Source organism: Paracoccus hibiscisoli, assembly GCF_005048265.1.
Taxonomy (GTDB): domain Bacteria; phylum Pseudomonadota; class Alphaproteobacteria; order Rhodobacterales; family Rhodobacteraceae; genus Paracoccus; species Paracoccus hibiscisoli.
Genome location: NZ_SUNH01000002.1, coordinates 50,060 through 74,710, shown reverse-complemented (window position 1 = coordinate 74,710; position 24,651 = coordinate 50,060). Strand labels below are relative to the sequence as shown.

Here is a 24,651-nt window from a genome sequence, read left to right as displayed (position 1 = left end):
CATGACTCCTTCGATCTTTGACATGCGCCTGGCGCGCAGCGCCCCCGACCTCTGGCCCATGCTGGAGCGTTTGTACGGCGACCGCCCCGATTACGACGCCTTCTGCGCCGAACTGAACGGTGCGCTGCGCGATGGCTGGGCCGCGCGTCCCGCCGACCTCAAGCGGCTGGACCTGGCCCGCGATCTGGAACCCGACTGGTTCCAGCGGTCGGGCATGGCGGGCTATGTCTTCTATATCGACCGCTTTGCGGGGACGCTGGCGGGGGTGCATGACCGGCTGGATTATCTGCGCGATCTGGGCATCAGCTATGTCCACCTGATGCCCTGCCTGATGCCGCGCCCGGGCGACAGCGACGGCGGCTATTCGGTGATGGATTACCGCCAGATCAATCCCGCCTACGGGCGCATGGCCGACCTGACGCGGCTGGCGGGCAGCCTGCGCGACCGGGGCATGTCGCTCTGTGTCGATCTGGTGCTGAACCACACCGCGCAGGAACACGAATGGGCGCGGCGCGCGGCGGCGGGCGATCCCGAATACCAGGACATGTACCTGATGTTCGACGACGACACGCTGCCCCGCGCCTATGAGCAGACCCTGATCGAGATCTTTCCCGAAACCGCGCCGGGCAGTTTCACCCATCACCCGGAATTCGGCAAATGGGTCTGGACCACGTTCAACGACCACCAATGGGACCTGAACTGGGCCAATCCGCGCGTCTTCCTGGAGATCGTGCGGATCATGCTGAACCTGGCCAACAAAGGCGTCGACGTGCTGCGCCTGGACGCGGTGGCCTTCATGTGGAAGCGCATGGGCACCACCTGCCAAAGCCAGCCCGAGGTGCACATGATCCTGCGCGCGCTGCGCGCCTGCACCCGGATCGCGGCCAGCGCCGTCATCCACCTGGAGGAGGCCATCGTCGGCCCGGCCGAGATGCTGACCTATTTCGGGCGCGGCGAGCATGACGGGCGCGAGGGGAACCTGTGCTATCACAACAGCCTGATGGTCCAGTACTGGTCGGCCCTGGCCACGCGCGACACGCGGCTGATGACGCATGTGCTGGCCACGCATTTCCCGCCCGTGCTGACCAACGCGACCTATGCGACCTATATCCGCTGTCACGACGACATCGGATGGGCGATCACCGATGAGGACGCGGGCGCCCTGGGCCTGTCGGGGGCGGCGCATCGCGCCTTTCTGTCGGATTTCTACGACGGCAGCTTTCCGGGCAGCTTTGCCCGGGGCGTCCTGTTCCAGCAGAACCCGGACACCGGCGACAAGCGCATCGCCGGCAGCTTTGCCGCGCTGGCGGGGTTGGAGGCGGGGCTGGCCGCGGGCGATCCCCTGGCCATCGACCGGGCCGTTGACCGCATCCTGCTGGGCCATGCGCTGATCGCGTCCTTTGGCGGTATCCCATTGATCTATATGGGGGACGAGCTGGCGATGGGGAACGATCACGGCTATCGGGATGTTCCCGAGCATGCCCATGACAGCCGCTGGATCAACCGCCCCGCGATGGACTGGGACCGTGCCGCCCGCGCCAGCGCCGACCCTGCCAGCCCCGAGGGGCGCGTGCTGCACGGCACCCGCGCCATCCTGGCCGCGCGCCGGTCCTGCGACCGCCTGCATGGCGGGCACCCGACCGAGATCCTGGACAGCGGCAACCCCGCCGTCCTGGCATTCGCCCGCCGCGCCCCCCAGGGCGGCATTCTGTGCCTTTTCAATTTCACGGAAAGCTGGCAACAGGTCAGCGGCGATTGGATGCGCTTTCAAGGCGTGACCGACATGCGCGATATCCTGTCCGACGCGACGGTGACGCTGCATGACGACATGCTGGCTTTGCCGCCCTATGGCCGCGTCTGGATGTCCTGATTTACCCTGCCTTATGAGGCCGAAATTGACCCAAGCACCGACGGCACAGGATCTGCGCGACCAGATCCTGCATCATCTGACCCACACCCAGGGCCGTGGCCCGGAATTCGCAACCGTTTTCGACTGGCGCCTGGCCGTCAGCTATACGGTGCGCGACCTGATGGTGGGCCCCTGGGTCCAGGCCATCCGCGCCGCCCGCGACCAGGGCGCCAAGCGGGTCTATTACCTGTCGATGGAATTCCTGATCGGCCGCATCCTGGGCGACGCGATCATCAACCTGAACCTGGAGCCCGTCATGGGCGAGGCCCTGACCCTGCTGGGGCTGGACGAACAGGTGATCCTGGACGACGAGCCCGATGCGGCACTGGGCAATGGCGGCCTGGGGCGTCTGGCGGCGTGTTTCATGGAATCGCTGTCATCGCTGTCCTGCCCGGCCTTCGGTTACGGCATCCGCTATGAGCACGGCCTGTTCCGCCAGCGTTTCGAGGGCGGCCAGCAGGTCGAGACCCCCGAGGATTGGCTGAACCAGCCGCATCCGTGGGAGTTCGTGCGCATCAACTACAGCTATGAGATCGGGTTCAAGGGCCATGTCGACACGGTCGATGGCCGCGCCGTCTGGCATCCGGGTGAAAGCGTGATCGCGCGCGCCTATGACACGCCGGTCATCGGATGGGGCGGCGATTGGGCCAACAGCCTACGCCTGTGGGGGGCGCTGCCGACGACGCTGCTGGACCTGTCGCGCTTCAACGCGGGCGACCACACCGCGGCGGCGGAGCCTGAGGCACTGGCCCGCACGCTGTCGCGCGTCCTCTATCCCGACGACACCACGGAATCGGGCAAGGAGCTGCGGCTGAAGCAGGAATATTTCCTGACCTCGGCGGCGCTGCAGGACATCCTGGCGCGCTTCCTGGCCGAACATGGCGATCTGGCGTTGCTGCCCGACAAGGTCGCGATCCAGCTGAACGACACCCACCCCGCCATCGCGGGGCCCGAGCTGATCCGCCTGCTGATGGATGTGCACGGCCTGCCCTTCGACCGGGCGCAGGATCTGGCGCGCCGCACGCTGAACTACACGAACCACACCCTGCTGCCCGAGGCGTTGGAGCGGTGGTCCACCTGGCTGATGGGCCGTGTCCTGCCGCGCCACATGCAGATCATCCAGATGATTGACGAGGATCACCGCAAGACGACCAACCGCCCCGCCCATATCGGCATCGTGCATGGCGATCAGGTCCATATGGGAGAGCTGGCCTTCATCATGGCAGGCCGCGTGAACGGCGTGTCGGCGCTGCATACCGATCTGGTCAAGGACACGGTTTTTGCTGATCTGCACCGGCTGCATCCCGACCGGATCGTGAACCAGACCAACGGCGTGACCCCGCGCCGCTGGCTGCGCATGTCGAACCCCGGCCTGACGCGGCTGCTGGATGACACCATCGGCACCGGCTGGACCGCCGATCTGGACCAGCTGTCGGGCCTTGAGGCGCATGCCGATGATGCTGCGTTCCTGCAGCACCTGCACGCGGCCAAGCGCGCCAACAAGGTCGCCCTGTCGGACGGGCTGCTGGCGGGCTTGGGCGTCAAGGCTGACCCGGACGCGATCTTTGACGTGCAGGTCAAGCGCATCCACGAATACAAGCGCCAGCTGCTGAACGTGCTGGAGGCGATCGCGCTGTGGCACCGCATCCATGAGGACCCGAACGGCAACTGGACCCCGCGCGTCAAGATCTTTGGCGGCAAGGCCGCGCCGGGATACTGGTTGGCGAAATCGGTGATCCACCTGATCAACGACGTGGCCGCCACGATCAACAGCGACCCGGTGACGCGCGATCTGCTGCAGATCGCCTATCCGCCGAACTACAACGTCTCGATGGCCGAGGATCTGATCCCCGCAGCCGACCTGTCCGAACAGATCAGCACCGCGGGCAAGGAGGCGTCCGGCACCGGCAACATGAAGTTCACCATGAACGGCGCGCTGACCATCGGCACGCTGGACGGCGCCAATGTGGAAATCCGAGAGCATGTGGGCCCCGAGAACTTCTTCCTGTTCGGCCTGACCGCCGAGGAGGCCGCGTCTGAGAAGGCCCGCCCCGGCCATGCCCGCCGCGCCATCGAGGCCAGCGAGGACATGAAGATCGCCCTGCAGCTGATCGCCGAAGGGCGGTTCGGACGCGCCGAAAGCTATTACGCGCTGCTGGATCGGACGTGGAATGACGACCCGTTCCTGGTCGCGTCCGATTTCGACGCCTATTTCACGGCGCAGCGGGCGGTGGACCGGGCCTATGCCGATCAGGCGGGTTGGGACCGGATGGCTTGCCTGAACATCGCGCGGTCGGGGTTCTTCTCTTCGGACCGGACGATCCGGGGATATATGCGCGACATCTGGCACGCGGTGCCGGTTGTGCCCGCGTAAGGCAAAAGGCCCCCGGTGACGGGGGCCTTTTCCGTTTCAGGCGCGGAACCGCTGTGCGGCGGGCAGATACTGCATCAGCAGCCAATAGGTCACACCCGCCGGGATCAGGCTGGCATACCAGCTGATCCCCGAAAAGATCAGCGCCACGACCACGCCCACCACCGTCGCGATGACCGCCGCCGGGTTCCATCCGCGATAGGGGCCGTCGGCGTCGTAATGATGCGCCAGGTTCAGGGTCTGGCGGCGGATGATGTAGTAATCGACCACCAGCACCGCGAAGATCGGCCCCAGGAACGCGCTGTAGGTGCGGATGAACAGGCCCAGCCCCGCCGCGGATTCGTCGCGCACCAGCAGCCAGGGAAAGGTCGCGAAGGCCAGCAGGCCCACGATCACCGCCGCCGCCTTGAAGGGCAGCTTGAACACGTCCATCATCGCATAGGCGGGCGGCACCACGTTGTTGAGGATGTTCGTCGTCACCTGCGCAAAGGCGATGAACAGCAGCGTCACGACCAACAGGACCGGGTTGTCCACCGCGCTGGAAAAGACGCGGATGGGGTCGACCTCTCCGGTGGCGGATGACACCATCAGCCCGATCAGCCCCATGAACAGCGTCGCGGGCAGGATCGAGTTGGCATAGATCGCCACCTGCCGCCCCCGCCCGACCCCGTGCTGCAATTCGCGCGAATAATCCGACACGTTCAGCATCATCGTGGAATAGACGCCCAGAAACAGCATGGTGGCCCCCCAGAAGGGCGCGCCCCAGGTGCCTTCGGCCTGGATCAGGTTGGTGCTGATCTGATCGCCATAGCGCCCGATGACCGAAAAGAACATGTAGATCAACGCGCCGATGATGAAGACGGCGCCGATGTTCTCCAGCCATTTGATGCCGTGGAAACCCAGCACCGACAGGCCGATCTGCAGGAACTGGAAGCCTATGAAGAACACCCAGATGTTGGAATAGCCGAACATGGTTTCCGACACGAGGTTCAGCGCCCCCGCGCCGATCCAGCTTTGAAACCCGTACCAGACGATCGCCGGGACGGACCGCACCAGCGCCGGCAGCCGCGTGCCCGAAAACCCATAGGCCGCGCGGGCCTGGACCATGAAGGGGATGCCGTATTTGTGCCCCGCGCGCCCGTTGATCATCAGCGCCAGGCCGATGACGCCGCAGCCGATGGCGATGGCCAGCACGGTCTGGATCAGGTTCAGCGTGCCGACCAGGCCCGATCCGACCGTGAAGGTGCCGATGCTGACGCAGCCGCCCAGCCAGGCGAACAGGTAGGACCAGGGGCCCATGATGCGGGTCTGCTGGGGGGCCAGGCTTTCCTCGCCGATCTTCTTGTCGTCATGGGGGACCGCGCCCCCGGTCATCGTGGTTGTGGTCATGGGGTTCTTCCCTGTCGGAGGATGAGCGTTTTCTTATTTTTGGATCGGGTGCGCATAGGCCCCGATCTTGGAGGTGCGCAGCCCGGCGCGGACCAGCGCCTCGGCGAATGTCGTGGCGGCGGTGACGCCGTCGATGACCGGGATGCCGCATTCCGCGGACAGCCATTCGGTCAGGTCGGCCATGCCCGCGCAGCCCAGCAGCACGGCCTCGCAGTTATCCTCCTCGATGGCGCGCAGAATCTCGGCACGCACGCGGGCGCGTGCATCCGAACCGGGCTGTTCCAGCGCCAGCACCGGAATTTCGGCGGAACGGACGCGGCGGCACTGGTGATCCAGGCCATAGCGGCGCACCAGTTCCTCGATCACGGGAACCGAGCGGGGCAGGGTGGTGACGATGCTGAACGACGTGGCGATCATGCTGGCGGCCTTGACCCCCGCCTCGCAGATGCCCAGCACGGGGCCGGTCGCAACCTCGCGGCAGGCGCCGATGGCGGGGTCGTCGAAACAGGCCACCACGATGGCGTCGGCACCCTGGGCTTCGGCCTCCTGGACCTCGCGCAGCAGGTGGGCGGCGCACATCACCTCGTCGAAATGGCCCTCGATGCTGGCGGGGGCGCCATGCGCGGTGCGGCCCTCGACCTCGGTGCCGGAACCGGCCACGGCGCGGGCGGCTTCGACGATCTTGTCGGTCATCGACGCGGTGGAATTGGGGTTGATCACGACCAGCTTCATCGGCGGCTCCTCTCTGAGTCGCATCATTGTTACCACTGATTGTTAACAATCAATAATCATATTTTTCTGCCGCATTCCAAAGCGGAACGATATTGCGAAGGCTTAAGGAAGGTGCAATTTGGAAACCATGGAGAAGCCGCTAGAGACCCTGATCGTGGACAGCATCCTGGACGCCATTGCCGATCAGCGGCTGGTGGCCGGGACCAAGCTGGGCGAACAGGCGATATCCGACATCTTTGCCTGCAACCGCGCCCATGTGCGCCGGGCGCTGTCCATGCTGACCGGCTGGCAGGTGGTCGATCACCTGCCCAATCGCGGCGCCTATGTCGCCACCCCCACGCCGCAGGATGCCCGCGACGTGTTCCAGGCCCGCCGCGCGATCGAGACGACGATCTGCCGCAACGCCGTCCGCCTGGCCGACGCGACCGATCTGGCCGACCTGCGCCGGCATCTGGCGCAGGAGGACGCGGCGCGCGGCCATGACAACCGCCCCGCGCTGATCCGGCTGTCGCGGGGGTTCCACATCCTGCTGGCGCGCATCGGGCGCAACCCGGTGCTGGCACGCTATCTGGACGAACTGACGATGCGGTCCTCGCTGATCATCGGGCTCTATGCCCAAGGCCACGCGACGCTCTGCGCCGAGGACGAGCATGCAGGCATCGTCGCCGCCATCGCCGCGCGGGACGAGGCACGCGCCCTGTCCCTGCTGGACCAGCATCTGCGCCATATCGAGGCAGGCATCCGGTTCGACGACGTGCCCCCCGCGACCGGCGGGCTGGCGGCTGCGCTGCGCGGCTAGGCCATGCTTATGCTAGGCTTGGCCGATCCGGGCGCGGGCGCGGCGTTCCAGCGCCTGGAACCCCTCGTGGATCAGCACGGCGATGATGCCCACCACCAGCCCGCCCTGCAGCACGAAGGCCGTGTTGGCGGACAGAAGGCCCGCGATGATGACCTCGCCCAGGGTGCGGGCCGCGACGGTGGACCCGATCGTGGCGGTGCCAAGCGAGATCACCGCCGTCAGCCGCATGCCGCCGAGGATCACCGGCAGGGCCAGCGGCAGCTCGACCTGCCACAGGCGCTGGCGGGGGGTCAGGCCCATGCCGCGCGCGGCCTCGGTCACGTTGGGGGGCTGGGTGGTCAGGCCCGCCAGGGTGTTCTCGAACACCGGCAGCAGGCCATAGAGGAACAGCGCCACCAGCGTCGGCCCGGCGCCGAACCCCATGATCGGCACGGCCAGCGCCAGCACGGCCACGGGCGGAAAAGTCTGTCCGACGCTGGTGATGGTGCGCGCCAAGGGCAGGAACTCGCGCCCGGCAGGTCGCGTCACCAGAACCGCCAGCACCAGCGCCACGACGGTCGAGGCGACGACCGCCAGCGCCACCAGCGTCAGATGCGACAGGGTCAGCGACCACAGCGGCGTCTGGCGATAGATCGGCGGTGCGTTGTTGCGGGTGAACGGCTCGAACACCGCGGCAAAGCTGTCCGGGCTGGCCAGGAACGCCACCAGAACCGCCGCGGCCAGGGCCAGCAGGACGCGTCCGATCATTCCGCCGCCCGCGCCTGAGGCGCGGCCTGAGCGCGCAGCGCGGCCAAGGTGATGACGCCGCCCCCCTCGACCGGCAGGGCGTCGCGCCCGCTCCACAGGCATTCGGCCAGCGCGTCGCGCAGGGTGGCGTCGCGGGGCAGGGCGGGGCCCTCGGCCTGGCCCTCACGGGCCAGGACATGGGCCGGGGTCAGCGACAGCAGGTGGAAGGGCCGCTGGTCCAGCCCGATCAGGTCGCGCACGAAGGGCGTGGCGGGGGCGGTCAGGATTTCGGTCGGGGGGGCGTATTGGGCCAGTCGGCCCTTGTCCATGACGGCGATGCGGTCGCCCAGTGTGACGGCCTCCTCCATGTCATGGGTGACCAGGATCAGCGTGGTGCCAAGCCGGCGCTGGATGTCGCGCAGGTCGGCCTGCGCCTTGGCGCGGATCACCGGGTCCAGCGCGCCGAAGGGTTCGTCCATCAGCAGCAGGTCGGGTTTCGCCGCCAGCGCACGGGCCACGCCCACACGCTGCTGCTGGCCGCCGGACAGCTCATGGGGCATGCGGTCGCGGAACTGGTCGGGCTCCATCTGGAACAGGGTCAGCAGCTCGTCCACCCGGTCGCGGATCGCGGCCTGGTCCCAGCCCAGCAGGCGCGGGACGGTGGCGATGTTCTGGCCGACGGTGCGGTGCGGGAACAGACCGTGGCCCTGGATGGCATAGCCGATGCGGCGCCGCAGCAGGTGGGGTGCCACCTGCCGCGTGTCCTGACCGTCGATCAGGACACGCCCGCTGGAGGGTTCGACCAGTCGGTTGATCATGCGCAGCAGCGTCGTCTTGCCCGACCCGGATGTGCCGACCAGGGCCGCGATCTGGCCCGCCTCGACCGTCAGGCTGACATCGTCGACGGCGGCGCGGCCGTCATAGATGCGGGTCAGGTTCTGGATGTCGATCATGCGGTCCTCCGGCTGGAACGCACCAGCAGATCAAGGGCAATGCCGGCAATCAGCGCCAGCGCGATGGTGGGCAGGGCGCCCAGCAGGACCAGATCCATTGCGGTCTGGTTCAGGCCCTGAAAGACGAAGGTACCAAAGCCGCCGCCGCCGATCAGGCCCGCGATGACCGCCAGCCCGATGTTCTGGACCAGCACGATCCGCACCGCCGCCAGCAGCACCGGCAGCGCCAGCGGGATCAGCACCTGCACCAGCAGCTGCGGCTGCGTCAGGCCCAGACCGATCGCGGCCTCGCGCGTCGCGGGGTTCACGCCGGTCAGCCCGGTCAGGGTGTTCGACACGACCGGCAGCAGGGAATAGAGAAACAGCGCGACCAGCGCCGGGAACAGGCCGATGCCCGCCACCCCCGCCTGCGCCGCGCCGGGCACATTGGCCGCGATCCAGCCAAAGATCGGGATCATCACCCCGAACAATGCCAGCGACGGGATGGTCTGCAGGATGTTCAGCACCGACAGGACCGGGCCCCTCAGCCGCCGCGCCTGATACAGCGCCACCCCAAGCGGCAACCCCACCAGCAACGCCAGCGTCAGCGACCCGAAGGCCAGCGTCAGATGCGCCCGTGCCTCGCGCAGGAAGATGTCCTGGCGCGCGGCGTATTCGCGCATGACGGACACCCCGTCCAGCGCGCCCGAGGCCAGCAGCACGCCCATGGACGCGACCGCCCCCGCCAGGATCAGCCAGCGCAGCCACAGCGCGGGGTTCATCCGCGCCAGCGCATCGGCCAGCATCAGCGCAAAGGCCAGCGCCATCAGCCAGAAACCCGCCGCAGGCGCCACCCGCGCCAGCGTGTCGTCGGGCGGTGTCAGATGCGTGGCCGCCGCCCCAAGCGCCAGCAGCACCGTCAGCAGACCCGCCGCCGCCGCCCCAAGGCGCAGAACGGAGGGCCAGCGCAGGCAGCCCGCCACCAGCACCGCAGCCAGCGTCAGCAGCAGCGGCCAGCCCCAGGGCAGGGCGGCGGGGAGGGTCAGCCCCTCTCCGGGGACGATGCGGTTGGGCTTGAACTGCACCAGCGGCAGGGCCAGCCCGGCCAGTCCGACAATCGCGAACAGCAGGCCGGGCCGGTCCAGCCGGGGGCGCATCAGTCCAGCAGACCCGCTTGGGTCAGGTGGTCGCGGGCGACGGTGGCGGCGGGCTCTCCGCCGATCTGGATGCGGCCGTTCAGCTCCTGCAGGGTCTCAAGGTCCAGGCTGTCGAAGATCGGCGCCAGGATGTCGCGGATCTCCGGGTGGGCCTGCAGAACCTCGGCGCGGATGATGGGGGCGGGCTGATAGACGGGCTGGACGCCCTGATCATCGGCCATCACCACCAGACCCGCGGGGGCGATGCCGCCATCGGTGCCATAGACCATCGCCGCATTCACGCCCGAGGTCTGCTGCGCCGCCGCCGCGATGGTGGCGGCCGTGTCGCCGCCCGACAGCTGCACCAGCTGGTCGGGGGTCAGCGCAAAGCCATAGGTCTCCTGGAACGCGGGCAGCGCCGCGGCCGAGGTCACGAATTCGGTCGATGCCGCCAGCTTGATCGCGCCGCCACCTGCGATCCATTCGCCCATCTGGGACATGGTCTCCAGACCGTTCTCCTGCGCCAGGTCCTGGCGCAGGGCGATGGCCCAGGTGTTGTTCGCGGGCGAGGGCTTCAGCCAGACGATCTCGTTCTGCTCCATGTCCAGCTCGGACACGCGGTCGAAACCGGCCTGGGCGTCCTTCCAGACCTCGCTGTCGGCCTCGTTGAAGAAGAAGGCGCCGTTGGCGGTGTATTCGGGATAGATGTCGATCTGACCCGAGGTGATCGCATCGCGCATGATCGGCGTGCCGCCCAGCTGCAGGCGGTCCTGCACGGGCAGGCCCGCATCCTGCAGCGCCATCAGGATCATGTTGCCCAGAAGGCCACCTTCGGTGTCGATCTTGGACGACACGGTGATATCCTGGGCCGCGGCGGCGGAACCCATGCCGATCAGCAGCGCGGCGAGGGGGGTAAGGGCTTTCATCGCAGGTCTCTCCTGTCGCGCGAATGACGTGACCGTGATCGGGCCATTCTGGCGGGCCGGGGTCAACAGGCGAAATGCGGCTGCGACGAAATGGTTCCCGCCTGCCCGTCACGGGGGCAGGCGGGGGGCGCGGGTCAGCCGCCGATGCTGCTGCGGGCGCTGCCCGCATTGCCAAAGCCGCCGCGCGATCCGGCGGTGGCGCGGGTCATCGGGGCCTGTCCGGCGGTCGCGGCGGGGCGGGCAAAGTTCTGCGACGACATCTGCGCGCGGCCCGCATTGCTGCCGAAATTGGTCGTGCCCGAGGCGTTGGTGAACCCGCCCTGCGCATTGCGGTACATCGGCTGCGACGCGGCCATCCCGCCTGTCGCGCGGCCCAGCATGCTGCCGATCAGATAGCCCGCCAGCAGTGGCATGAAGATGCCGCCCGACCCGCCCGCGCCCTGCTGCGCCTCGGAGCCGCAATTGCCCGCGCCGTGCTGCTCCTCGCAGACGGCCAGGCTGTCATAGCGGGGGGCGGCCTCGACATGCAGGGCCTGCGCCTCGGCAAAGGCCTGGTTGCATTCGGCGGCGGTGATCAGCCCGTCCTGGCTGGCGGCCGCCTGGCAGCTGGCCAGATCGGGAAAGGCCTGCGCGTCGACCTGTTCGTCGCGACAGCCCGCGACGGTGAAGGCTGCGGCGCCAAGGATGGTCAGCGCGACGGTTCTGGAACGTTTTCTCATGGGTCCTCCTTGGCGGATCAATCCGCGATGAAATGCGGCTTGAAGCGCGACAGATCCTGGGTGATGCGGGCGCGATCCTCGCGGATGCCGATGCCGGCGCAGTCCCGGCCGACGATCCACGCCCCGATCACGGGCCGAAAGCCGTCGAATTCGGGCAGCGGGTGATAGGCCTGAACGATGCGCGGATGCGCGTCATAGTCGTGGTTGGCCGACGCCTCGGTGACATCGCCATTCTCGACGATGACGACGCCCGCGCCTTCGCGCGAAAAGATCGGCTTGACCACATGGCCCGCGCGGAACTGCTCGGCCACGGGCGCAAAGGCGGCGGCGATGGCGGGGGCGGGCTGGCCACCCTCGACCAGGGCAGGGGCCACGTCATCGGCGAAAAAGGCGGGCAGCAGGTTCGGGTGGCCCGGAAACATCTCCCACAGGACGGGCAGCAGGCCCTTGTTCGACACGACGGCCTTCCAGGCGGGCTCCAGGAACAGGCAGCCCGCCCCCGCGATGTGACGGGCATAGTCGTCGGCCAGCAGATCCTCCCAAGAGTACAGCTTGAAAAGGGTGCCGATCACGCGGTCGTCGGCATCCAGGAACTGTCCGTCGCGGCTGACGGCCAGCTTGTCCAGATCGCTGTAATGCGCGCCCATCCCGGCCTCACGCGCGGCCCAGGCCATCGATTCGACGGTGGCGTAATCCTCGGCATTGCCGGCGGCAGCGGTGAAGTGGATGTCGGTATCGGGCGCGAACAGCTCGCGGAACCGCTCGACCAGGACCTCGTGGATAGCGTTGAACTGGTCGGCTCCTTCGGGCAGGTGGCCCGCCGCCATCTGATCCTCCAGCCACTGCCACTGGAACGCCGCCGATTCGTACAGCGAGGTGGGCGTGTCGGCATTGTATTCCAGCAGTTTCGCCGGGCCGGTGCCGTCATAGGCGAAATCCATCCGGCCATACAGCTCGGGCTCGTTCCTGGCCCAGCTGTCCGCGACCAGCGCGTGATGCGCCTCGGGGATCCCCATGCGGGTCATCAGCTCGGGGTCGGCCACGATGCGGTCCACCGCCTGGCGGGTCATGGCATGCAACTCGGTCGCGGGGCCCTCCAGATCATCCTCGATCTGGGCCAGCGTGAACCGATAGGCGCTGGTTTCGTCCCAATAGGGCTCGCCATGCATATGGGCAAAGGTGAAACCGACCTCAGCGGCCTTGGCGGCCAGGTCGGGGCGTTCGGGAAGGGTGATCTTGCGCATGATCCAGATGTATCCGCTGCGCGCCTGGAGGGCCAGTGCCCAGGACGTCGCGCCATCATCACATCTGGCCGCCCCGGGCCCTGTTAATGTTGCGTTCATCCTGGGCTCAGACAGCGTTCAGCCGGGCGCACCATCTGGGTAGGGACACCGCGCGGATGGTCGGCGCGGTCGCTGAGAGGAAGACAAGCATGATCCCTGTGCACCGCCGCATGTGCCGCATCCACGCTGATCCTGGGGGCCGGGGCGGTCCTGGCCGCCGCCCAGATCACCGCCGCCGAGGTCGAGGAGGCGCAGGCGGCCCTGGGGCGAGGCGCTGGTGCGCATCTCGGCCGCCCATGCCGAAGGCGGCATCGATGAGGCCCGCGGCGCGGCCGAGGCGGTTCTGGACAGCCTCTATGCCTTTGACGCGGGCCCGGTCCTGTTCAAGCCGACCCTGACCGGCGGGCCGCAGACCTTTCGCACGACGCGTGACGGTGCGCTGTCCTATTTCGTGGGCCACGACCGCAAATTCCCGGGCGATTCGGGCTTTGCGCTGAAGGGCTGGACGGGTGTGCAGATCGAGAACGCGGCCATCCATATCGAGGGCGACACCGCGCTGACGATGGGCAACGTGCTGATCACCGATGCCAGTGGCGCGGTCACCACCGTGGACAAGACCTGGGGCTTTAGCCGCGACGCCCAGGGCGATCTGCGTATCGTGCTGCATCACTCCTCGCTGCCCTTCGCGGTGGAATGACGCCTGCCGCCCTGGTCAGGGGGCAGGCTGCTGGACGGGGTCGGGAGGGGGCAGGCGATAGCCCAGCCCCCGGATCGCCACGATGCGCAGTCGGGGGTCCAGCTCCTCCATCTTGCGGCGCAGGCGGCTGACATAGACGTCGACCACATTGGTCAGCGGGTCGCGATCGGCCTGCCAGACGCGGGCCAGGATGCGCTCTCGGCTGACGGTGGCGCCCCCCGGCACCGCAGCCAGCGACAGCCTGCCGCCCTGCATCTCGATCAGATCGCGGGCGATGGCCAGCCCCAGACCCAGCCCGTCGGCCCGATGCATCCGCGCCTGCGCCCCGCGCCAGCCCCGCGTGAACAGATGCGGCAGGTCGCGGTTGTCGATGCCGATGCCGTAGTCGCGGATCTGCAGCGCGACCTCGTCCTCGTCTGGCAGAACCTGCAGGGTGATGCGCGATCCGTCGTGGGAATAGCGCAGCGCGTTGTCCAGCAGCGCGGCGATGGCCTGCGACAGCCGGTCGGGGTCGGCCAGCACGCGCGTGGCCGCCACGGCGTCATCGGGCAGCAGCCCGATCCCGCGCGGCGCGGCCAGCCGGGCGGCATTCTCCAGCGCCGGGCTCAGCGCGGTGCCAAGCGCGATGGCGCGCGGCCGGACGGCGGGCGTTCCCGCAGGGTTGCGCACGAAAACCAGCAGATCCTCGATCAGGCGGCCCATCTGGCGGGTCACGTTGACGATGCGGGTCAGGGCCTGGCGGTGGCTGTCCAGACCACGACCGGGGTCGCGCAGCGCCACCTGCGCCTCTCCGCGGATGACGGTGACGGGGGTGCGCAATTCGTGCCCGATATCGGCCATCAGCTGCTGGCGCGCGCCCTCCGAGGCGGCCAGGTGATCCGGCGCCTGCGTCAGGTCGCGGGTGCGGTCGCGCACGGCGGCCTCCAGCTGGTTGCGGAACTGCGCCTCGCGCTGGCGGTTCTGGACGACCTCGGCGGACATGGCGTTCAGCTGATGACCCAATGCCACGAACTCGCGGTCACGGAAGCCATCAAAGCGGTGCCCGAAATCGCCGCGCGCATAGGCGCCCAGGCCCGCATCCAGCCGCGCGGCCAGCCACAGCGCCAGCATCAGGCTCAGCGCCACCCCGTTTGCCGAGGCGCCCACGAACAGCCGCCGCGCGTCGCGCAGGCTGTCATCGGCGCGCTGGCGTTCCAGGTCCAGCGCCCGCTGTTCGGCCTGCTGCAGCACATGCCAGCCAAGCCATGCCAGCAGCAGCGCCAGCGAGGCCAGCGCGGCAAAGGCCTGCACCAGCCTGCGGCCATAGCTTGTGCGGTGCAGGGCAGAGGGGGTCTGGGGCATCTGCCGTCCTGGCCTGGGGCGTGGAAGGGGGCCAGTGTCGCCATCGCGGCGGCGGACCGCAATCTGCCTTGGGGCGACAAATGCGTGAGCGCGCAACCGCCAAGGCGGTGCTGCGTGCCACAAAAATAAAAGCAGGAAATACAGTGGTGAGCCCAACAGGATTCGAACCTGTGACCCACTGATTAAAAGTCAGTTGCTCTACCAACTGAGCTATGGGCCCATCACGAGGCGGTTCCTAGGGGGGGTGGCCGGTGGCGTCAAGCGGAAAAATGAACCATCTGGCGGAATCCTACTGCCGGGACTATATCGCGGCCATGACGCATTCTCATTCGACCGGACTGCCTTTCCTCAAGATGCACGGGCTGGGCAACGACTTTGTGGTTCTGGATCTGCGCGGCGGGCTGGCCCGGCCGGACGCGGGCCTTGTCGCGCGCATCGCGGATCGGCACCGGGGCGTGGGGTTCGACCAGCTGGCGGGGGTCGAAGATTGCGATGATGCGGATGCGCGGCTGGTGTTCTGGAACGCGGACGGGTCGCTGTCGGCGGCCTGTGGCAATGCCACGCGCTGCGTCGCGCGCTGGTTGATGGACCAGACTGGGACGGGCGCGCTGCGCCTGCGCACCGATCACGGCGTGCTGCTGGCCGAGGATGCGGGCGCGGGCCTGACGCGGGTGAACATGGGGCCGCCGGTGCTGGATTGGCAGGCGATCCCGCTGGCGCGCGACGTGGACATCGACCACCTGCCCATTGCGGGTGATCCGGTCGCGACCGGCATGGGCAATCCGCATGTGACCTTCTTCGTGGATGACGCCGATGCGGTTGATCTGGACCGCTTCGGGCCGGAGCATGAGCATCACCCGCTGTATCCCCAACGCACCAATGTCGAGGTCGTGCAGGTCCTGTCGCGCGACGCGATCCGGCTGCGCATCTGGGAACGCGGGACGGGGCCGACGCTGGCATCGGGGTCGTGTTCCTGCGCGGCGGTGGTGGCTGCGGCGCGGCGCGGGCTGACGGATCGGCGCGTGACGGTGCATGTGCCGGGGGGGCAGCTGCTGATCGACTGGCGCGCGGACGGCGTCTGGATGGAGGGGCCGACCGCCATCGTCTTTCACGGCACCCTGACGCCCGCGTGGCTGGCATGAGCGCGCCCGTCTTCTCGACCCTGGGCTGTCGTCTGAACGCCTATGAGACCGAGGCCATGCGAGAGATGGCCGAGGCCGCGGGCCTGTCCGGCGCGGTCGTGGTCAACACCTGCGCCGTCACCGCCGAGGCCGTGCGCAAGGCCCGCCAGGAGATCCGCCGCCTGTCGCGCGAGAACCCGGGCGTGCCGGTCATCGTCACCGGCTGCGCCGCCCAGACCGAGCCCGAGACCTTTGCCGCCATGCCCGAGGTCACCAAGGTGATCGGCAATCACGAGAAGATGCAGCCCGCCACCTGGGCGTCCCTGCGCGCGCCTGACCTTATCGGCGACACCGAAAAGGTCGTCGTGGACGACATCATGTCGGTGCGCGAAACCGCCGGCCATCTGATCGACGGGTTCGGGCGGCACCGCGCCTATGTGCAGGTCCAGAACGGCTGCGATCACCGCTGCACCTTCTGCATCATCCCCTTCGGGCGCGGCAATTCCCGGTCGGTGCCCGCGGGCGTCGTGATCGAGCAGATCAAGCGGCTGGTCGGCCGCGGCTTCAACGAGGTCGTGCTGACCGGTGTCGATCTGACCAGCTGGGGCGCCGATCTGCCGGGTACGCCGCGGCTTGGCGATCTGGTGATGCGCATCCTGCGGCTGGTGCCCGACCTGCCGCGCCTGCGCATCAGCTCGATCGATTCGATCGAGGCGGATGAGAACCTGATGCTGGCCATCGCGACCGAGCCGCGCCTGATGCCGCATCTGCACCTGTCGCTGCAGGCGGGCGACGACATGATCCTGAAGCGGATGAAGCGCCGCCACCTGCGCGACGACGCCATCGCCTTTTGCGAGGAGGCGCGGCGGCTGCGCCCCGACATGGTCTTTGGCGCCGACATCATTGCCGGCTTCCCGACCGAGACCGAGGCTATGTTCGACAACAGCCTGAAGCTGGTCGCCGATTGCGGCCTGACCTTCCTGCATGTGTTCCCCTATTCGGCGCGCAAGGGAACCCCCGCGGCGCGCATGCCGGCCGTGGCAGGCCCTGCCATCCGCGAGCGCGCCGCACGGCTGCGGGCGGCGGGCGACGCGGCGCTGCGCGCGCATCTAGAGGCGCAGGTCGGGCGGGCCCATCGGGTGCTGACCGAGGGTTCGCGTCTTGGCCGGACCGAGCAGTTCACCGAAGTGGCCTTTGCCGAGGATCAGCCGGAGGGGGCGCTGATGGTGCTGACCCCGTCGGCGCATGACGGTCAGCGGCTGATCGCCTGACCGGCGTTGCTGGGGGCTCTGCCCCCGTCCTGCGGACTCCCCCGGGATATTTTCGTGAAGAAGAGGCTGCGGCCTTGTCGATCCGGGGTGGGGCTTCTAGCCTGCCGCTTCGGAGGAGATGAATGACCGTGATCCTGTATTCCCATGACAGCGCGCGCCGCCATGTGACGCCCGATGGCCACCCCGAGCAGGTGGCCCGCTTTGACGCGGTAATGGCCGCGCTGGAGGGCCTGCCGCTGGACCGGCGCGAGGCGCCCGTGACGCCCGACGCCGAGATCCTGCGCTGTCACCCTGCCGCCTATCTGCAGGGGCTGCGCGATGCGGTGCCGCAGGCGGGCACGCGGCAGATCGACGCCGACACGCATCTGTCGCCCGGCAGCCTGGAACCGGCGCTGCGGGCCGTGGGCGGGGCCTGTGCGGCCGTCGATGCGGTGCTGGCCGGTGAGGCGCGGGCCGCGTTCGTCGCCATGCGCCCGCCGGGGCATCATGCCGAAACCGCCACGTCGATGGGGTTCTGCCTGTTCGGCACCGTGGCCATCGCGGCGAAACGAGCGCTGGATCATCACGGGCTGGATCGGGTGGCGGTGCTGGATTTCGATGTGCATCACGGCAACGGCACTCAGGATCTGCTGTGGGACGAGGCGCGGGTGCTGTTCATCACCAGCCAGCAGTCGCCGCTGTGGCCCGGGACCGGGGGCGCGTCCGAACGGGGCGCGCATGGCCAGGTGGTGAACCTGCCCTTGCCGCCGGGAACGGATGGCGCGCTGGCCCTGTCGGAATGGCGCGGCGCGCTGGCGCGGATGCGCGACCTTGCGCCGCAGCTGGTGCTGATCTCGGCCGGGTTCGACGCGCATCGCGATGATCCGCTGGCGCAGTTGGACTGGGATGACGAGGATTACGCCGCCCTGACGCGCGAGATCCTTGACGCGGCGGGCGGCGCCCCGGTGGTATCCTGCCTGGAAGGTGGCTATGACCTCCAGGCCCTGGGCCGCAGCGTGCGGGCCCATGTTGACGTGCTGATGGAGGCCGCGAAATGAGCGATATCACCACCCTCTCGTTCGAGGAGGCCATGCGCGAGCTGGAGGCCACGGTCGGCAAGCTGGAGACCGGAGAGGCCACGCTGGAGGAAGCCATCGCGCTGTACGAGCGCGGCGCCGCGCTGCGTGCCCATTGCGAGGCCCGCCTGCGCGAGGCCGAGGAGCGGGTCGAGAAGATCACCCTGGCCGCCAATGGCCAGCCCGCCGGACTGACCCCGGCCGAGGGGCTGTGATGCAGGATCGTCTGGACGCCGTCCGGGCGCAGGTCCAGGCAGAGCTGGACCGCGCCATCGACGCGCTGCCCGGTGGCGATCTGCGCGATGCGATGCGCTATGCCGTTCAGGGCGGCAAGCGGCTGCGCGCCTTTCTGGTGATGGAATCGGCCCGGCTGCACGGGGTTGCCGACGACGCGGCCCTGCCCGTGGCGGCGGCGGTCGAGGCGCTGCATGCCTACAGCCTGGTCCATGACGACCTGCCCGCGATGGATGACGACGACCTCAGGCGCGGGCAGCCCACGGTTCATGTGCGCTGGACCGAGGCGACCGCGATTCTGGCGGGCGACGCGCTGCAGACGCTGGCCTTTGGCCTGCTGGCCGATCCGCGCATCGGCGCGGCCGAGGGGCGGGTGCGGCTGGTCGCGGCGCTGGCGCAGGCGTCGGGGGCGGCGGGCATGGTCTGGGGGCAGGCGCTGGACATCGCCGCCGAGACCGCCGGCACTCCGCTGGATCTGGCCGCGATCACCGAACTGCAGGGCGGCAAGACCGGCGCGCTGATCCGATTTGCCGCGACCGCGGGGCCGCTGATCGCGGGCGACGACCCCGCGGCGCTGGACCGCTATGCCGTGGCCCTGGGACTGGCCTTTCAGATCGCCGACGACATCCTGGACGTGACCGGCGACGAGGCCGTGACCGGCAAGCGCGTCGGCAAGGATGCGGGCGCCGGCAAGGCCACCTTCGTGTCGCTGCTGGGCCTGGCCCCCGCGCAGGCCGAGGCGCGGCGTCTTGTCACCGTCGGCACCAAGGCGCTGTCGCAATATGGTGACCGGGCCGGGAACTTGCACGACCTTGCGCGTTTCGTTATCGAGCGCGACACCTGAACGCCCGCCCCGGAGGAGGGCCAGCCATGACCGATCGACCCAAGACGCCGATACTGGACCGCGTGACCCTGCCGTCCGACCTGAAATCCCTCACCGATGCCGAGCTGCGCCAGCTGGCCGATGATGTGCGGGCCGAGACGATCAGCGCCGTCAGCGTGACCGGCGGCCATCTGGGCGCGGGCCTGGGTGTGGTCGAGCTGACCGTGGCGCTGCATGCGGTGTTCGACACGCCGCGCGACAAGCTGATCTGGGACGTGGGCCATCAGTGCTATCCGCACAAGATCCTGACCGGGCGGCGCGACCGCATCCGCACCCTGCGCATGGGCGGCGGTCTGGCGGGCTTTACCAAGCGCGCCGAGAGCCCCTATGACCCGTTCGGGGCGGGACATTCCTCGACCTCGATCAGCGCGGCCCTGGGGTTCGCGATGGCGCGAGAGCTGGGCGGCGATCCGGGCGACGCGATCGCGGTCATCGGCGACGGCGCCATGAGCGCGGGCATGGCCTATGAGGCGCTGAACAATGCGGGCCACGAGGGCAAGCGCCTGTTCGTGATCCTGAACGACAACGAGATGTCGATCGCGCCCCCGGTCGGCGCGATGTCCTCGTATCTGACGCGGCTTTATGCGGGCGGTCCCTTTCAGGAGCTGAAGGCGGTCGCAAAGGGCGCGGTCGGCATGCTGCCCGACGCCCTGCAGGAGGGCGCGCGCCGGGCCAAGGAGATGCTCAAGGGCATGACCGTCGGAGGCACCCTGTTCGAGGAGCTGGGGTTTTCCTATATCGGTCCGGTCGACGGCCATGACATGGAACAGCTGCTGCCCTTGCTGCGCACGGTGCGGGCGCGGGCCGACGGGCCGGTGCTGATCCATGTGGTGACAAAAAAGGGCAAGGGCTATGCCCCCGCCGAAACCGCCGCCGACAAGGGCCATGCCACGGGCAAGTTCGACGTCATCACCGGCGTGCAGGCCAAGGCGAAGTCCAACGCGCCCAGCTATACGGCGGTGTTCGCGCAGGCGCTGATCGATCAGGCCGGGCGCGACGACCGCATTCTGGGGGTTACGGCCGCCATGCCGGATGGGACCGGCCTGAAGCAGTTCGCGCAGCGGTTCCCGCGCCGCTGCTTCGACGTGGGCATCGCCGAACAGCATGCCGTGACCTTTGCGGCCGGTCTGGCGGCGGGGGGCATGAAGCCGTTCGTCGCGATCTATTCGACCTTCCTTCAGCGCGGCTACGACCAGATCGTCCATGATGTGGCGGTGCAGGGGTTGCCCGTGCGCTTTGCCATCGACCGCGCCGGGCTGGTGGGCCAGGACGGGCCGACCCATTCGGGCGCCTATGACATCGGCTTTCTGGCGAACCTCCCCGGCTTCGTGGTCATGGCCGCCGCTGACGAGGCCGAGCTGGTCCATATGGTCGCCACCGCCGCGGCCCATGACAGCGGCCCCATCGCCTTCCGCTTTCCGCGCGGCGAGGGCACCGGGGTCGAGATGCCCGAGCGTGGCCAGGTCCTGCCCATCGGCAAGGGCCGCATGATCGCCGAGGGCAAGGGCGTCGCGATCCTGTCCTTCGGCACCCGCCTGTCCGAGGTCATGACCGCCCGCGAGGCGCTGATGGCGCGTGGCATCACGCCCACGGTCGCCGATGCCCGCTTTGCCAAGCCGCTGGACCGCGACCTGATCCTGGCGCTGGCGCGCGACCACGATGCGCTGATCACCATCGAGGAGGGCGCGGTCGGCGGGTTCGGCAGCCATGTCGCCCATCTGCTGGCCGAGGAGGGCGCCTTTGACACCGGGCTGCGGTTCCGGTCCATGGTGCTGCCGGACGCCTTCGTGGACCATGACGCGCCGCGGGCGATGTATGACAGCTCGGCCCTGAACGCTCAGCATATCGAGGAAAAGGTCCTGTCCGTCATGGGCATCGACGATCTGGCCGCGCGCCGCTCCGACCGGGCCTGAGGGCGCGGTCGGAGGTCACCCCCCGGTATAGTTACGCACCAGCGCGCCGGCGATCATGCCCCATCCGTCGACCACGACGAAAAACGCCAGCTTGAACGGCAGCGACACCACCACCGGGGGCAGCATCATCATGCCCATCGACATCAGCACCGCCGCCACCACCAGGTCGATGATCAGGAAAGGCAGGGCGATCAGGAACCCGATCTCGAAGGCGCGCTGAATCTCGGATAGCATGAAGGACGGGATCTGGACCGACAACCGGTTTTCGGGGCCGGTGCCGGGGGCGATGTCGGACAGGTTGGCCAGGGTGTCGGGGTCGGTGCGCGCCTCCATGAAACCCTGGAAGGGTACGATGCCGCGCTGGAACGCCTCGGCGATGCCGATCTGACCTTGCTGCAGGGGCAGGCCTGCGACCGTCCATGCCTCGCGCAGGACCGGGTCCATGATGAACCAGGTCAGAAAGATCGCCAAGCTGACGATCAGCATGTTGGGCGGCGATTGCTGCAGGCCGATGGACTGGCGCAGGATGGACAGTACCGTCACGATGAACGGAAAAGCGGTGACCATGATCGCGATACCCGGCGCCAGGGACAGCGCCGTCAGCAGCAGCACCAGCATGACCGCGTTTTCGCCCAGGCCCGCGCCAAGCGCGTCGCCCAGACCCTGCGCCATCACCGCAGATGGCAGCAGGGTCAGGACCAGGGCCGATGTCAGGATGCGCGTCACGATGCCTCTGTCGCCCCCAGGACGCGGACGCACAGCCGGTCCTCGGCGGTGCCGTCGCCGGTCAGCTCGCCGCGGGCGATGACCTTGTCGCCGACGCAGATCTCGACCCCGTCCTCGATCGACTGGTCCAGCATCAGCACGTCGTCGGGGCGCAGCGACGACAGCTGGGCCACGGTCTGGCGCGTCCGGCCAAGGCGGATGGTCACCTCGACCTGGATGGTGTCGGTGTCGATCAGATGCTTCAATGCGTCCATGTGCTGTCCTCCTGGGTGATTTCCGCGATCAGCGCGCGGATGTCGCCGGCGATGCTGTCGGGTGTGAAGTCGATCCGGCCGCCTTGCAGCGTCACGGTGATGATGTCCTCGGCGCGGTCGGACAGGTCGATCCCCTGCAGGCCCGCCTCGGCCAGGCAGCGCGCAACCATATCGCGCAGACGCGCGCTGCATGCGATCTGGACCCCCACGGGGCTGGCGCGTTGGGCCAGATGGGTCAGCTCGGAGCGCAGCGCCTCCTCAAGGCGGCGCGAGGTTAGCGGGGGCGCCATCAGGTCCAGGATCTGATGCAGGATCGGTGAGAGGGCATCCACCGCCTCCTGCCGCAACTGCTTGCGCCGGGCCTCGTCCGCCGCCAGGCTGGCGGCGATCTCCTCCAGGCTGGATTGCAGCTGGCCCAGCTGCTGATCCTCCAGTTCGGCGCGGGCCTGCGCCCTCCCGTCCGCATGGGCCTGGTCAAGATCCGCCTGGGTGAAGGTCGCCTCGACCGGGCGGGCGGCCACCGCATTAGAGAAAGATTCCAGTTTGAACATGGCTAGGCTCAATTCACCTTCTCCTTGTTGTCGATCCAGCCGGACAGGATCTTGACGCTTTCCTCATGCCGCTCCTTCATCATGGCCTTCAGGCGCTCCACGGGGTCTGCGGGCGGCAGCGACAGCTGCTCCAGGCCCGGGAACTCGATCGGGACGATGCGCGGGCTGTCGGGAGACGGTTCGTCGTCGATAAAGCCGTTCAGGCCCGACATCATCGGCGGCATCGGCGGCAGGCTGGTATCCAGGGCCGGGACCGCGGGGGCGGCGGCACGGTTGCGCATCATCGGGCGCAGCACCATCAGGATCACGGCGATCGCGAACAGCCCGATCAGGGCGATCCGCGCCAGATCGTTCAGCGCCAGCCTGTCCATGAAGCCGGGGGTCGCCAGCGTCCCGTTCTCACCCAGCAGGGCGAAGGGCAGGGATTTGACCGTCAGCTGGTCGCCCCGCGCCTCGTCAAAGCCCACGGCCGAGGCGACCAGCTCGCGCAGCGTCTGCAATTCGGCTTCGGACCGGGGGGCCAGGGTGGTGGTGCCGTCGGCGCCTGCCTGCGGCACGCCGTTGACCAGCACGGCCACGGTCAGGCGGCGGGTGGCGCCCGGCTGGCGCTGGACCTCGCGGGTCACGCGGCTGACCTCGTAGTTGGACTGGCTGCGGTTCTCGGCGCGGTTGCTCTGGCTGGTGTCGCCGGGCTGCTCCTGCGCGTCGGGCAGGTTCGAGGCGGCAGTCACCGCACCCGTCCCGGTCGAGTTGCTCTGATCGGTGGTCTCCTCGGTGACGGTCGAAATCAGCGCCCTCTGCTCGGGGTCGAACCGCTGTTCGGTAAACAGCTCTGTTTCGGTCAGCAGGTCCAGGTTCAGCTCGACGATGGCGTTGCCCACGCCGACATGCGGCTCCAGGATGCGTTCGACGTTGCGCTTCATCTCTGCGGCGCGATCGGCGCCGGTCTGATCCTCGGTTGCCGCGATGATGCCGCGCTGCGTGTCGATGACGGTGACCCGCTCCGGCTGCATGCCGGGCACGCCGGAGGAGACCAGGTATTTCAGCGCCGCCGCCTGATCCCGGGTGATCACCCCGCCATTCGTGGTCAACGTCACCGAGGCGGTGCCGTTCTGATCGCGCCGATAGCCGCGCCCCGTCTCGATCGCCAGGTGGACGCGGGCGGTCTGGACATTGGGCAGCGCCAGGATGGTGCGGGCCAGCTCGCCCTCCTTGGCGCGCCAATAGGCGGCGTCGAACATCTGCGATGTCGTGCCGAAGCCCGACATCCCGTCCAGCAGTTCATAGCCGGTGCTGGTGGCGGCAGGCAGCCCCTGCGCCGCCAGGTCCATCCGCAGCCGGTCGCGCTGATCGGAGGCGACCCAGATGGCGTCGCCCCGCACCTCGTAGGGAATGCCCGCGCGCTCAATCCCGGCGATGACCTCGCCGGCCTGCGCGCTGTCCAGTCCGCCATAGATCAGGGCCATGCTGGGCCGGCTGGCCAGCCAGCCGAACCCCGCGATCACCAGGAAGGTCCCAAGGAAAGCCGCCCCCAGGATCATCCGCTGTTGAGAGCTTCGCTCGTTCCAGTAGTCCTGCAGTTTTTGCAAAACCGTTCCCCTTCGAATCATCGCGTCATGGTCGTCTAACCCTGAAATGACATGGGCGATGTTAAGATTTGGTTAGTCGCAAGCTGATATTTCG

23 protein-coding genes and 1 tRNA gene are annotated in these 24,651 nt (G+C 68.4%); 10 read left to right on the top strand and 14 right to left on the bottom strand.

The window, feature by feature from the left end:
- Window position 1 precedes the first annotated feature (1 nt).
- The gene (locus FA740_RS00800) at window positions 2-1,870 is read left to right on the top strand and encodes an alpha-amylase family glycosyl hydrolase (RefSeq protein WP_136854875.1); all 1,869 of its coding nucleotides are present in this window, start codon (window positions 2-4) and stop codon (window positions 1,868-1,870) included.
- Between the two features lie 13 nt (window positions 1,871-1,883).
- Window positions 1,884-4,283, top strand: a complete 2,400-nt coding sequence (locus tag FA740_RS00795) for a glycogen/starch/alpha-glucan phosphorylase (RefSeq protein ID WP_136854874.1) — start codon at window positions 1,884-1,886, stop codon at window positions 4,281-4,283.
- A 36-nt stretch (window positions 4,284-4,319) separates the two neighbouring features.
- On the opposite strand, the gene FA740_RS00790 is transcribed toward FA740_RS00795, so the two are convergent.
- Window positions 4,320-5,669 carry an NCS1 family transporter gene (locus FA740_RS00790; protein ID WP_246053368.1) on the bottom strand — a complete coding sequence of 450 codons (1,350 nt, stop codon included), beginning with the start codon at window positions 5,667-5,669 and terminating at the stop codon, window positions 4,320-4,322.
- Window positions 5,670-5,702: 33 nt separating this feature from the next.
- On the bottom strand, window positions 5,703-6,401 hold the full coding sequence (locus FA740_RS00785; protein ID WP_136854873.1) for an aspartate/glutamate racemase family protein: 699 nt from the start codon (window positions 6,399-6,401) through the stop codon (window positions 5,703-5,705).
- Window positions 6,402-6,528: 127 nt separating this feature from the next.
- Here FA740_RS00785 and FA740_RS00780 point away from each other — a divergent pair, with 127 nt between their 5' ends.
- The gene (locus FA740_RS00780; RefSeq protein WP_136854872.1) at window positions 6,529-7,200 is read left to right on the top strand and encodes a GntR family transcriptional regulator; all 672 of its coding nucleotides are present in this window, start codon (window positions 6,529-6,531) and stop codon (window positions 7,198-7,200) included.
- A 12-nt stretch (window positions 7,201-7,212) separates the two neighbouring features.
- On the opposite strand, the gene FA740_RS00775 is transcribed toward FA740_RS00780, so the two are convergent.
- The 6 genes from FA740_RS00775 to FA740_RS00750 form a co-directional block, all read right to left on the bottom strand.
- Window positions 7,213-7,947 (bottom strand): ABC transporter permease, encoded by a 735-nt coding sequence (locus tag FA740_RS00775; RefSeq protein WP_136854871.1) that lies wholly within the window; start codon window positions 7,945-7,947, stop codon window positions 7,213-7,215.
- On the bottom strand, window positions 7,944-8,879 hold the full coding sequence (locus FA740_RS00770; RefSeq protein WP_136854870.1) for an ABC transporter ATP-binding protein: 936 nt from the start codon (window positions 8,877-8,879) through the stop codon (window positions 7,944-7,946). The genes FA740_RS00775 and FA740_RS00770 overlap by 4 nt, the downstream gene beginning before the upstream one ends.
- The gene (locus tag FA740_RS00765) at window positions 8,876-10,015 is read right to left on the bottom strand and encodes an ABC transporter permease (protein WP_136854869.1); all 1,140 of its coding nucleotides are present in this window, start codon (window positions 10,013-10,015) and stop codon (window positions 8,876-8,878) included. Before FA740_RS00765 ends, FA740_RS00770 begins: the two co-directional genes overlap by 4 nt.
- Window positions 10,015-10,920, bottom strand: coding sequence for a glycine betaine ABC transporter substrate-binding protein OsmF (osmF, locus tag FA740_RS00760; RefSeq protein ID WP_136854868.1), 906 nt, complete (start codon window positions 10,918-10,920; stop codon window positions 10,015-10,017). Before osmF ends, FA740_RS00765 begins: the two co-directional genes overlap by 1 nt.
- A gap of 134 nt (window positions 10,921-11,054) precedes the next feature.
- Window positions 11,055-11,639, bottom strand: coding sequence for a DUF1190 domain-containing protein (locus FA740_RS00755; RefSeq protein ID WP_136854867.1), 585 nt, complete (start codon window positions 11,637-11,639; stop codon window positions 11,055-11,057).
- A gap of 17 nt (window positions 11,640-11,656) precedes the next feature.
- Complete coding sequence (locus FA740_RS00750) at window positions 11,657-12,883, bottom strand: glutathionylspermidine synthase family protein (protein ID WP_136854866.1); 1,227 nt, start codon at window positions 12,881-12,883, stop codon at window positions 11,657-11,659.
- A 316-nt stretch (window positions 12,884-13,199) separates the two neighbouring features.
- Here FA740_RS00750 and FA740_RS00745 point away from each other — a divergent pair, with 316 nt between their 5' ends.
- Window positions 13,200-13,619 (top strand): phosphoribosyl-AMP cyclohydrolase, encoded by a 420-nt coding sequence (locus FA740_RS00745; protein ID WP_246053367.1) that lies wholly within the window; start codon window positions 13,200-13,202, stop codon window positions 13,617-13,619.
- Between the two features lie 15 nt (window positions 13,620-13,634).
- On the opposite strand, the gene FA740_RS00740 is transcribed toward FA740_RS00745, so the two are convergent.
- Both FA740_RS00740 and FA740_RS00735 read right to left on the bottom strand, forming a co-directional pair.
- Window positions 13,635-14,960: an ATP-binding protein gene (locus tag FA740_RS00740; protein ID WP_136854865.1), complete on the bottom strand. Its 1,326-nt coding sequence runs from the start codon at window positions 14,958-14,960 to the stop codon at window positions 13,635-13,637.
- A 144-nt stretch (window positions 14,961-15,104) separates the two neighbouring features.
- Window positions 15,105-15,180, bottom strand: a tRNA-Lys gene (locus FA740_RS00735).
- Between the two features lie 94 nt (window positions 15,181-15,274).
- Here FA740_RS00735 and dapF point away from each other — a divergent pair.
- The 6 genes from dapF to dxs all read left to right on the top strand — a co-directional run bounded on the left by dapF (window position 15,275) and on the right by dxs (window position 21,437).
- Entirely contained in the window at window positions 15,275-16,102 is an 828-nt protein-coding gene (dapF, locus tag FA740_RS00730) for a diaminopimelate epimerase (RefSeq protein ID WP_136854864.1), read from the top strand.
- The gene (gene mtaB, locus FA740_RS00725; protein ID WP_136854863.1) at window positions 16,099-17,352 is read left to right on the top strand and encodes a tRNA (N(6)-L-threonylcarbamoyladenosine(37)-C(2))-methylthiotransferase MtaB; all 1,254 of its coding nucleotides are present in this window, start codon (window positions 16,099-16,101) and stop codon (window positions 17,350-17,352) included. The genes dapF and mtaB overlap by 4 nt, the downstream gene beginning before the upstream one ends.
- A 122-nt stretch (window positions 17,353-17,474) precedes the next feature.
- The gene (locus FA740_RS00720) at window positions 17,475-18,389 is read left to right on the top strand and encodes a histone deacetylase family protein (protein ID WP_136854862.1); all 915 of its coding nucleotides are present in this window, start codon (window positions 17,475-17,477) and stop codon (window positions 18,387-18,389) included.
- The gene (locus FA740_RS00715) at window positions 18,386-18,622 is read left to right on the top strand and encodes an exodeoxyribonuclease VII small subunit (protein ID WP_136854861.1); all 237 of its coding nucleotides are present in this window, start codon (window positions 18,386-18,388) and stop codon (window positions 18,620-18,622) included. Before FA740_RS00720 ends, FA740_RS00715 begins: the two co-directional genes overlap by 4 nt.
- Complete coding sequence (locus FA740_RS00710) at window positions 18,622-19,485, top strand: polyprenyl synthetase family protein (protein ID WP_136854860.1); 864 nt, start codon at window positions 18,622-18,624, stop codon at window positions 19,483-19,485. Before FA740_RS00715 ends, FA740_RS00710 begins: the two co-directional genes overlap by 1 nt.
- 26 nt (window positions 19,486-19,511) lie before the next feature.
- A complete protein-coding gene (gene dxs, locus FA740_RS00705) occupies window positions 19,512-21,437 on the top strand; it encodes a 1-deoxy-D-xylulose-5-phosphate synthase (RefSeq protein ID WP_136854859.1) in 1,926 nt (641 codons plus the stop codon).
- Window positions 21,438-21,452: 15 nt separating this feature from the next.
- On the opposite strand, the gene fliP is transcribed toward dxs, so the two are convergent.
- Genes fliP through fliF form a run of 4 tightly spaced genes read right to left on the bottom strand, consistent with a single transcriptional unit; the run spans window position 21,453 to window position 24,557 of the window.
- Window positions 21,453-22,109, bottom strand: a complete 657-nt coding sequence (fliP, locus tag FA740_RS00700) for a flagellar type III secretion system pore protein FliP (protein WP_136854913.1) — start codon at window positions 22,107-22,109, stop codon at window positions 21,453-21,455.
- A gap of 50 nt (window positions 22,110-22,159) precedes the next feature.
- Window positions 22,160-22,417 (bottom strand): FliM/FliN family flagellar motor C-terminal domain-containing protein, encoded by a 258-nt coding sequence (locus tag FA740_RS00695; RefSeq protein ID WP_136854858.1) that lies wholly within the window; start codon window positions 22,415-22,417, stop codon window positions 22,160-22,162.
- Window positions 22,405-22,968, bottom strand: coding sequence for a hypothetical protein (locus FA740_RS00690; protein ID WP_136854857.1), 564 nt, complete (start codon window positions 22,966-22,968; stop codon window positions 22,405-22,407). The genes FA740_RS00695 and FA740_RS00690 overlap by 13 nt, the downstream gene beginning before the upstream one ends.
- A gap of 8 nt (window positions 22,969-22,976) precedes the next feature.
- Complete coding sequence (gene fliF / locus FA740_RS00685; protein ID WP_246053365.1) at window positions 22,977-24,557, bottom strand: flagellar basal-body MS-ring/collar protein FliF; 1,581 nt, start codon at window positions 24,555-24,557, stop codon at window positions 22,977-22,979.
- Window positions 24,558-24,651 lie beyond the last annotated feature (94 nt).

Excerpts from the sequence above, each read along its gene's own strand:
- FA740_RS00800 (WP_136854875.1), top strand. The coding sequence starts at position 2 with ATGACTCCTTCGATCTTTGACATGCGCCTGGCGCGCAGCGCCCCCGAC.
- FA740_RS00795 (WP_136854874.1), top strand. The coding sequence starts at position 1,884 with ATGAGGCCGAAATTGACCCAAGCACCGACGGCACAGGATCTGCGCGAC.
- FA740_RS00790 (WP_246053368.1), bottom strand. The coding sequence starts at position 5,669 with ATGACCACAACCACGATGACCGGGGGCGCGGTCCCCCATGACGACAAG.
- FA740_RS00785 (WP_136854873.1), bottom strand. The coding sequence starts at position 6,401 with ATGAAGCTGGTCGTGATCAACCCCAATTCCACCGCGTCGATGACCGAC.
- FA740_RS00780 (WP_136854872.1), top strand. The coding sequence starts at position 6,529 with ATGGAGAAGCCGCTAGAGACCCTGATCGTGGACAGCATCCTGGACGCC.
- FA740_RS00775 (WP_136854871.1), bottom strand. The coding sequence starts at position 7,947 with ATGATCGGACGCGTCCTGCTGGCCCTGGCCGCGGCGGTTCTGGTGGCG.
- FA740_RS00770 (WP_136854870.1), bottom strand. The coding sequence starts at position 8,879 with ATGATCGACATCCAGAACCTGACCCGCATCTATGACGGCCGCGCCGCC.
- FA740_RS00765 (WP_136854869.1), bottom strand. The coding sequence starts at position 10,015 with ATGCGCCCCCGGCTGGACCGGCCCGGCCTGCTGTTCGCGATTGTCGGA.
- osmF (WP_136854868.1), bottom strand. The coding sequence starts at position 10,920 with ATGAAAGCCCTTACCCCCCTCGCCGCGCTGCTGATCGGCATGGGTTCC.
- FA740_RS00755 (WP_136854867.1), bottom strand. The coding sequence starts at position 11,639 with ATGAGAAAACGTTCCAGAACCGTCGCGCTGACCATCCTTGGCGCCGCA.
- FA740_RS00750 (WP_136854866.1), bottom strand. The coding sequence starts at position 12,883 with ATGCGCAAGATCACCCTTCCCGAACGCCCCGACCTGGCCGCCAAGGCC.
- FA740_RS00740 (WP_136854865.1), bottom strand. The coding sequence starts at position 14,960 with ATGCCCCAGACCCCCTCTGCCCTGCACCGCACAAGCTATGGCCGCAGG.
- dapF (WP_136854864.1), top strand. The coding sequence starts at position 15,275 with ATGACGCATTCTCATTCGACCGGACTGCCTTTCCTCAAGATGCACGGG.
- mtaB (WP_136854863.1), top strand. The coding sequence starts at position 16,099 with ATGAGCGCGCCCGTCTTCTCGACCCTGGGCTGTCGTCTGAACGCCTAT.
- FA740_RS00720 (WP_136854862.1), top strand. The coding sequence starts at position 17,475 with ATGACCGTGATCCTGTATTCCCATGACAGCGCGCGCCGCCATGTGACG.
- FA740_RS00715 (WP_136854861.1), top strand. The coding sequence starts at position 18,386 with ATGAGCGATATCACCACCCTCTCGTTCGAGGAGGCCATGCGCGAGCTG.
- FA740_RS00710 (WP_136854860.1), top strand. The coding sequence starts at position 18,622 with ATGCAGGATCGTCTGGACGCCGTCCGGGCGCAGGTCCAGGCAGAGCTG.
- dxs (WP_136854859.1), top strand. The coding sequence starts at position 19,512 with ATGACCGATCGACCCAAGACGCCGATACTGGACCGCGTGACCCTGCCG.
- fliP (WP_136854913.1), bottom strand. The coding sequence starts at position 22,109 with ATGGCGCAGGGTCTGGGCGACGCGCTTGGCGCGGGCCTGGGCGAAAAC.
- FA740_RS00695 (WP_136854858.1), bottom strand. The coding sequence starts at position 22,417 with ATGGACGCATTGAAGCATCTGATCGACACCGACACCATCCAGGTCGAG.
- FA740_RS00690 (WP_136854857.1), bottom strand. The coding sequence starts at position 22,968 with ATGTTCAAACTGGAATCTTTCTCTAATGCGGTGGCCGCCCGCCCGGTC.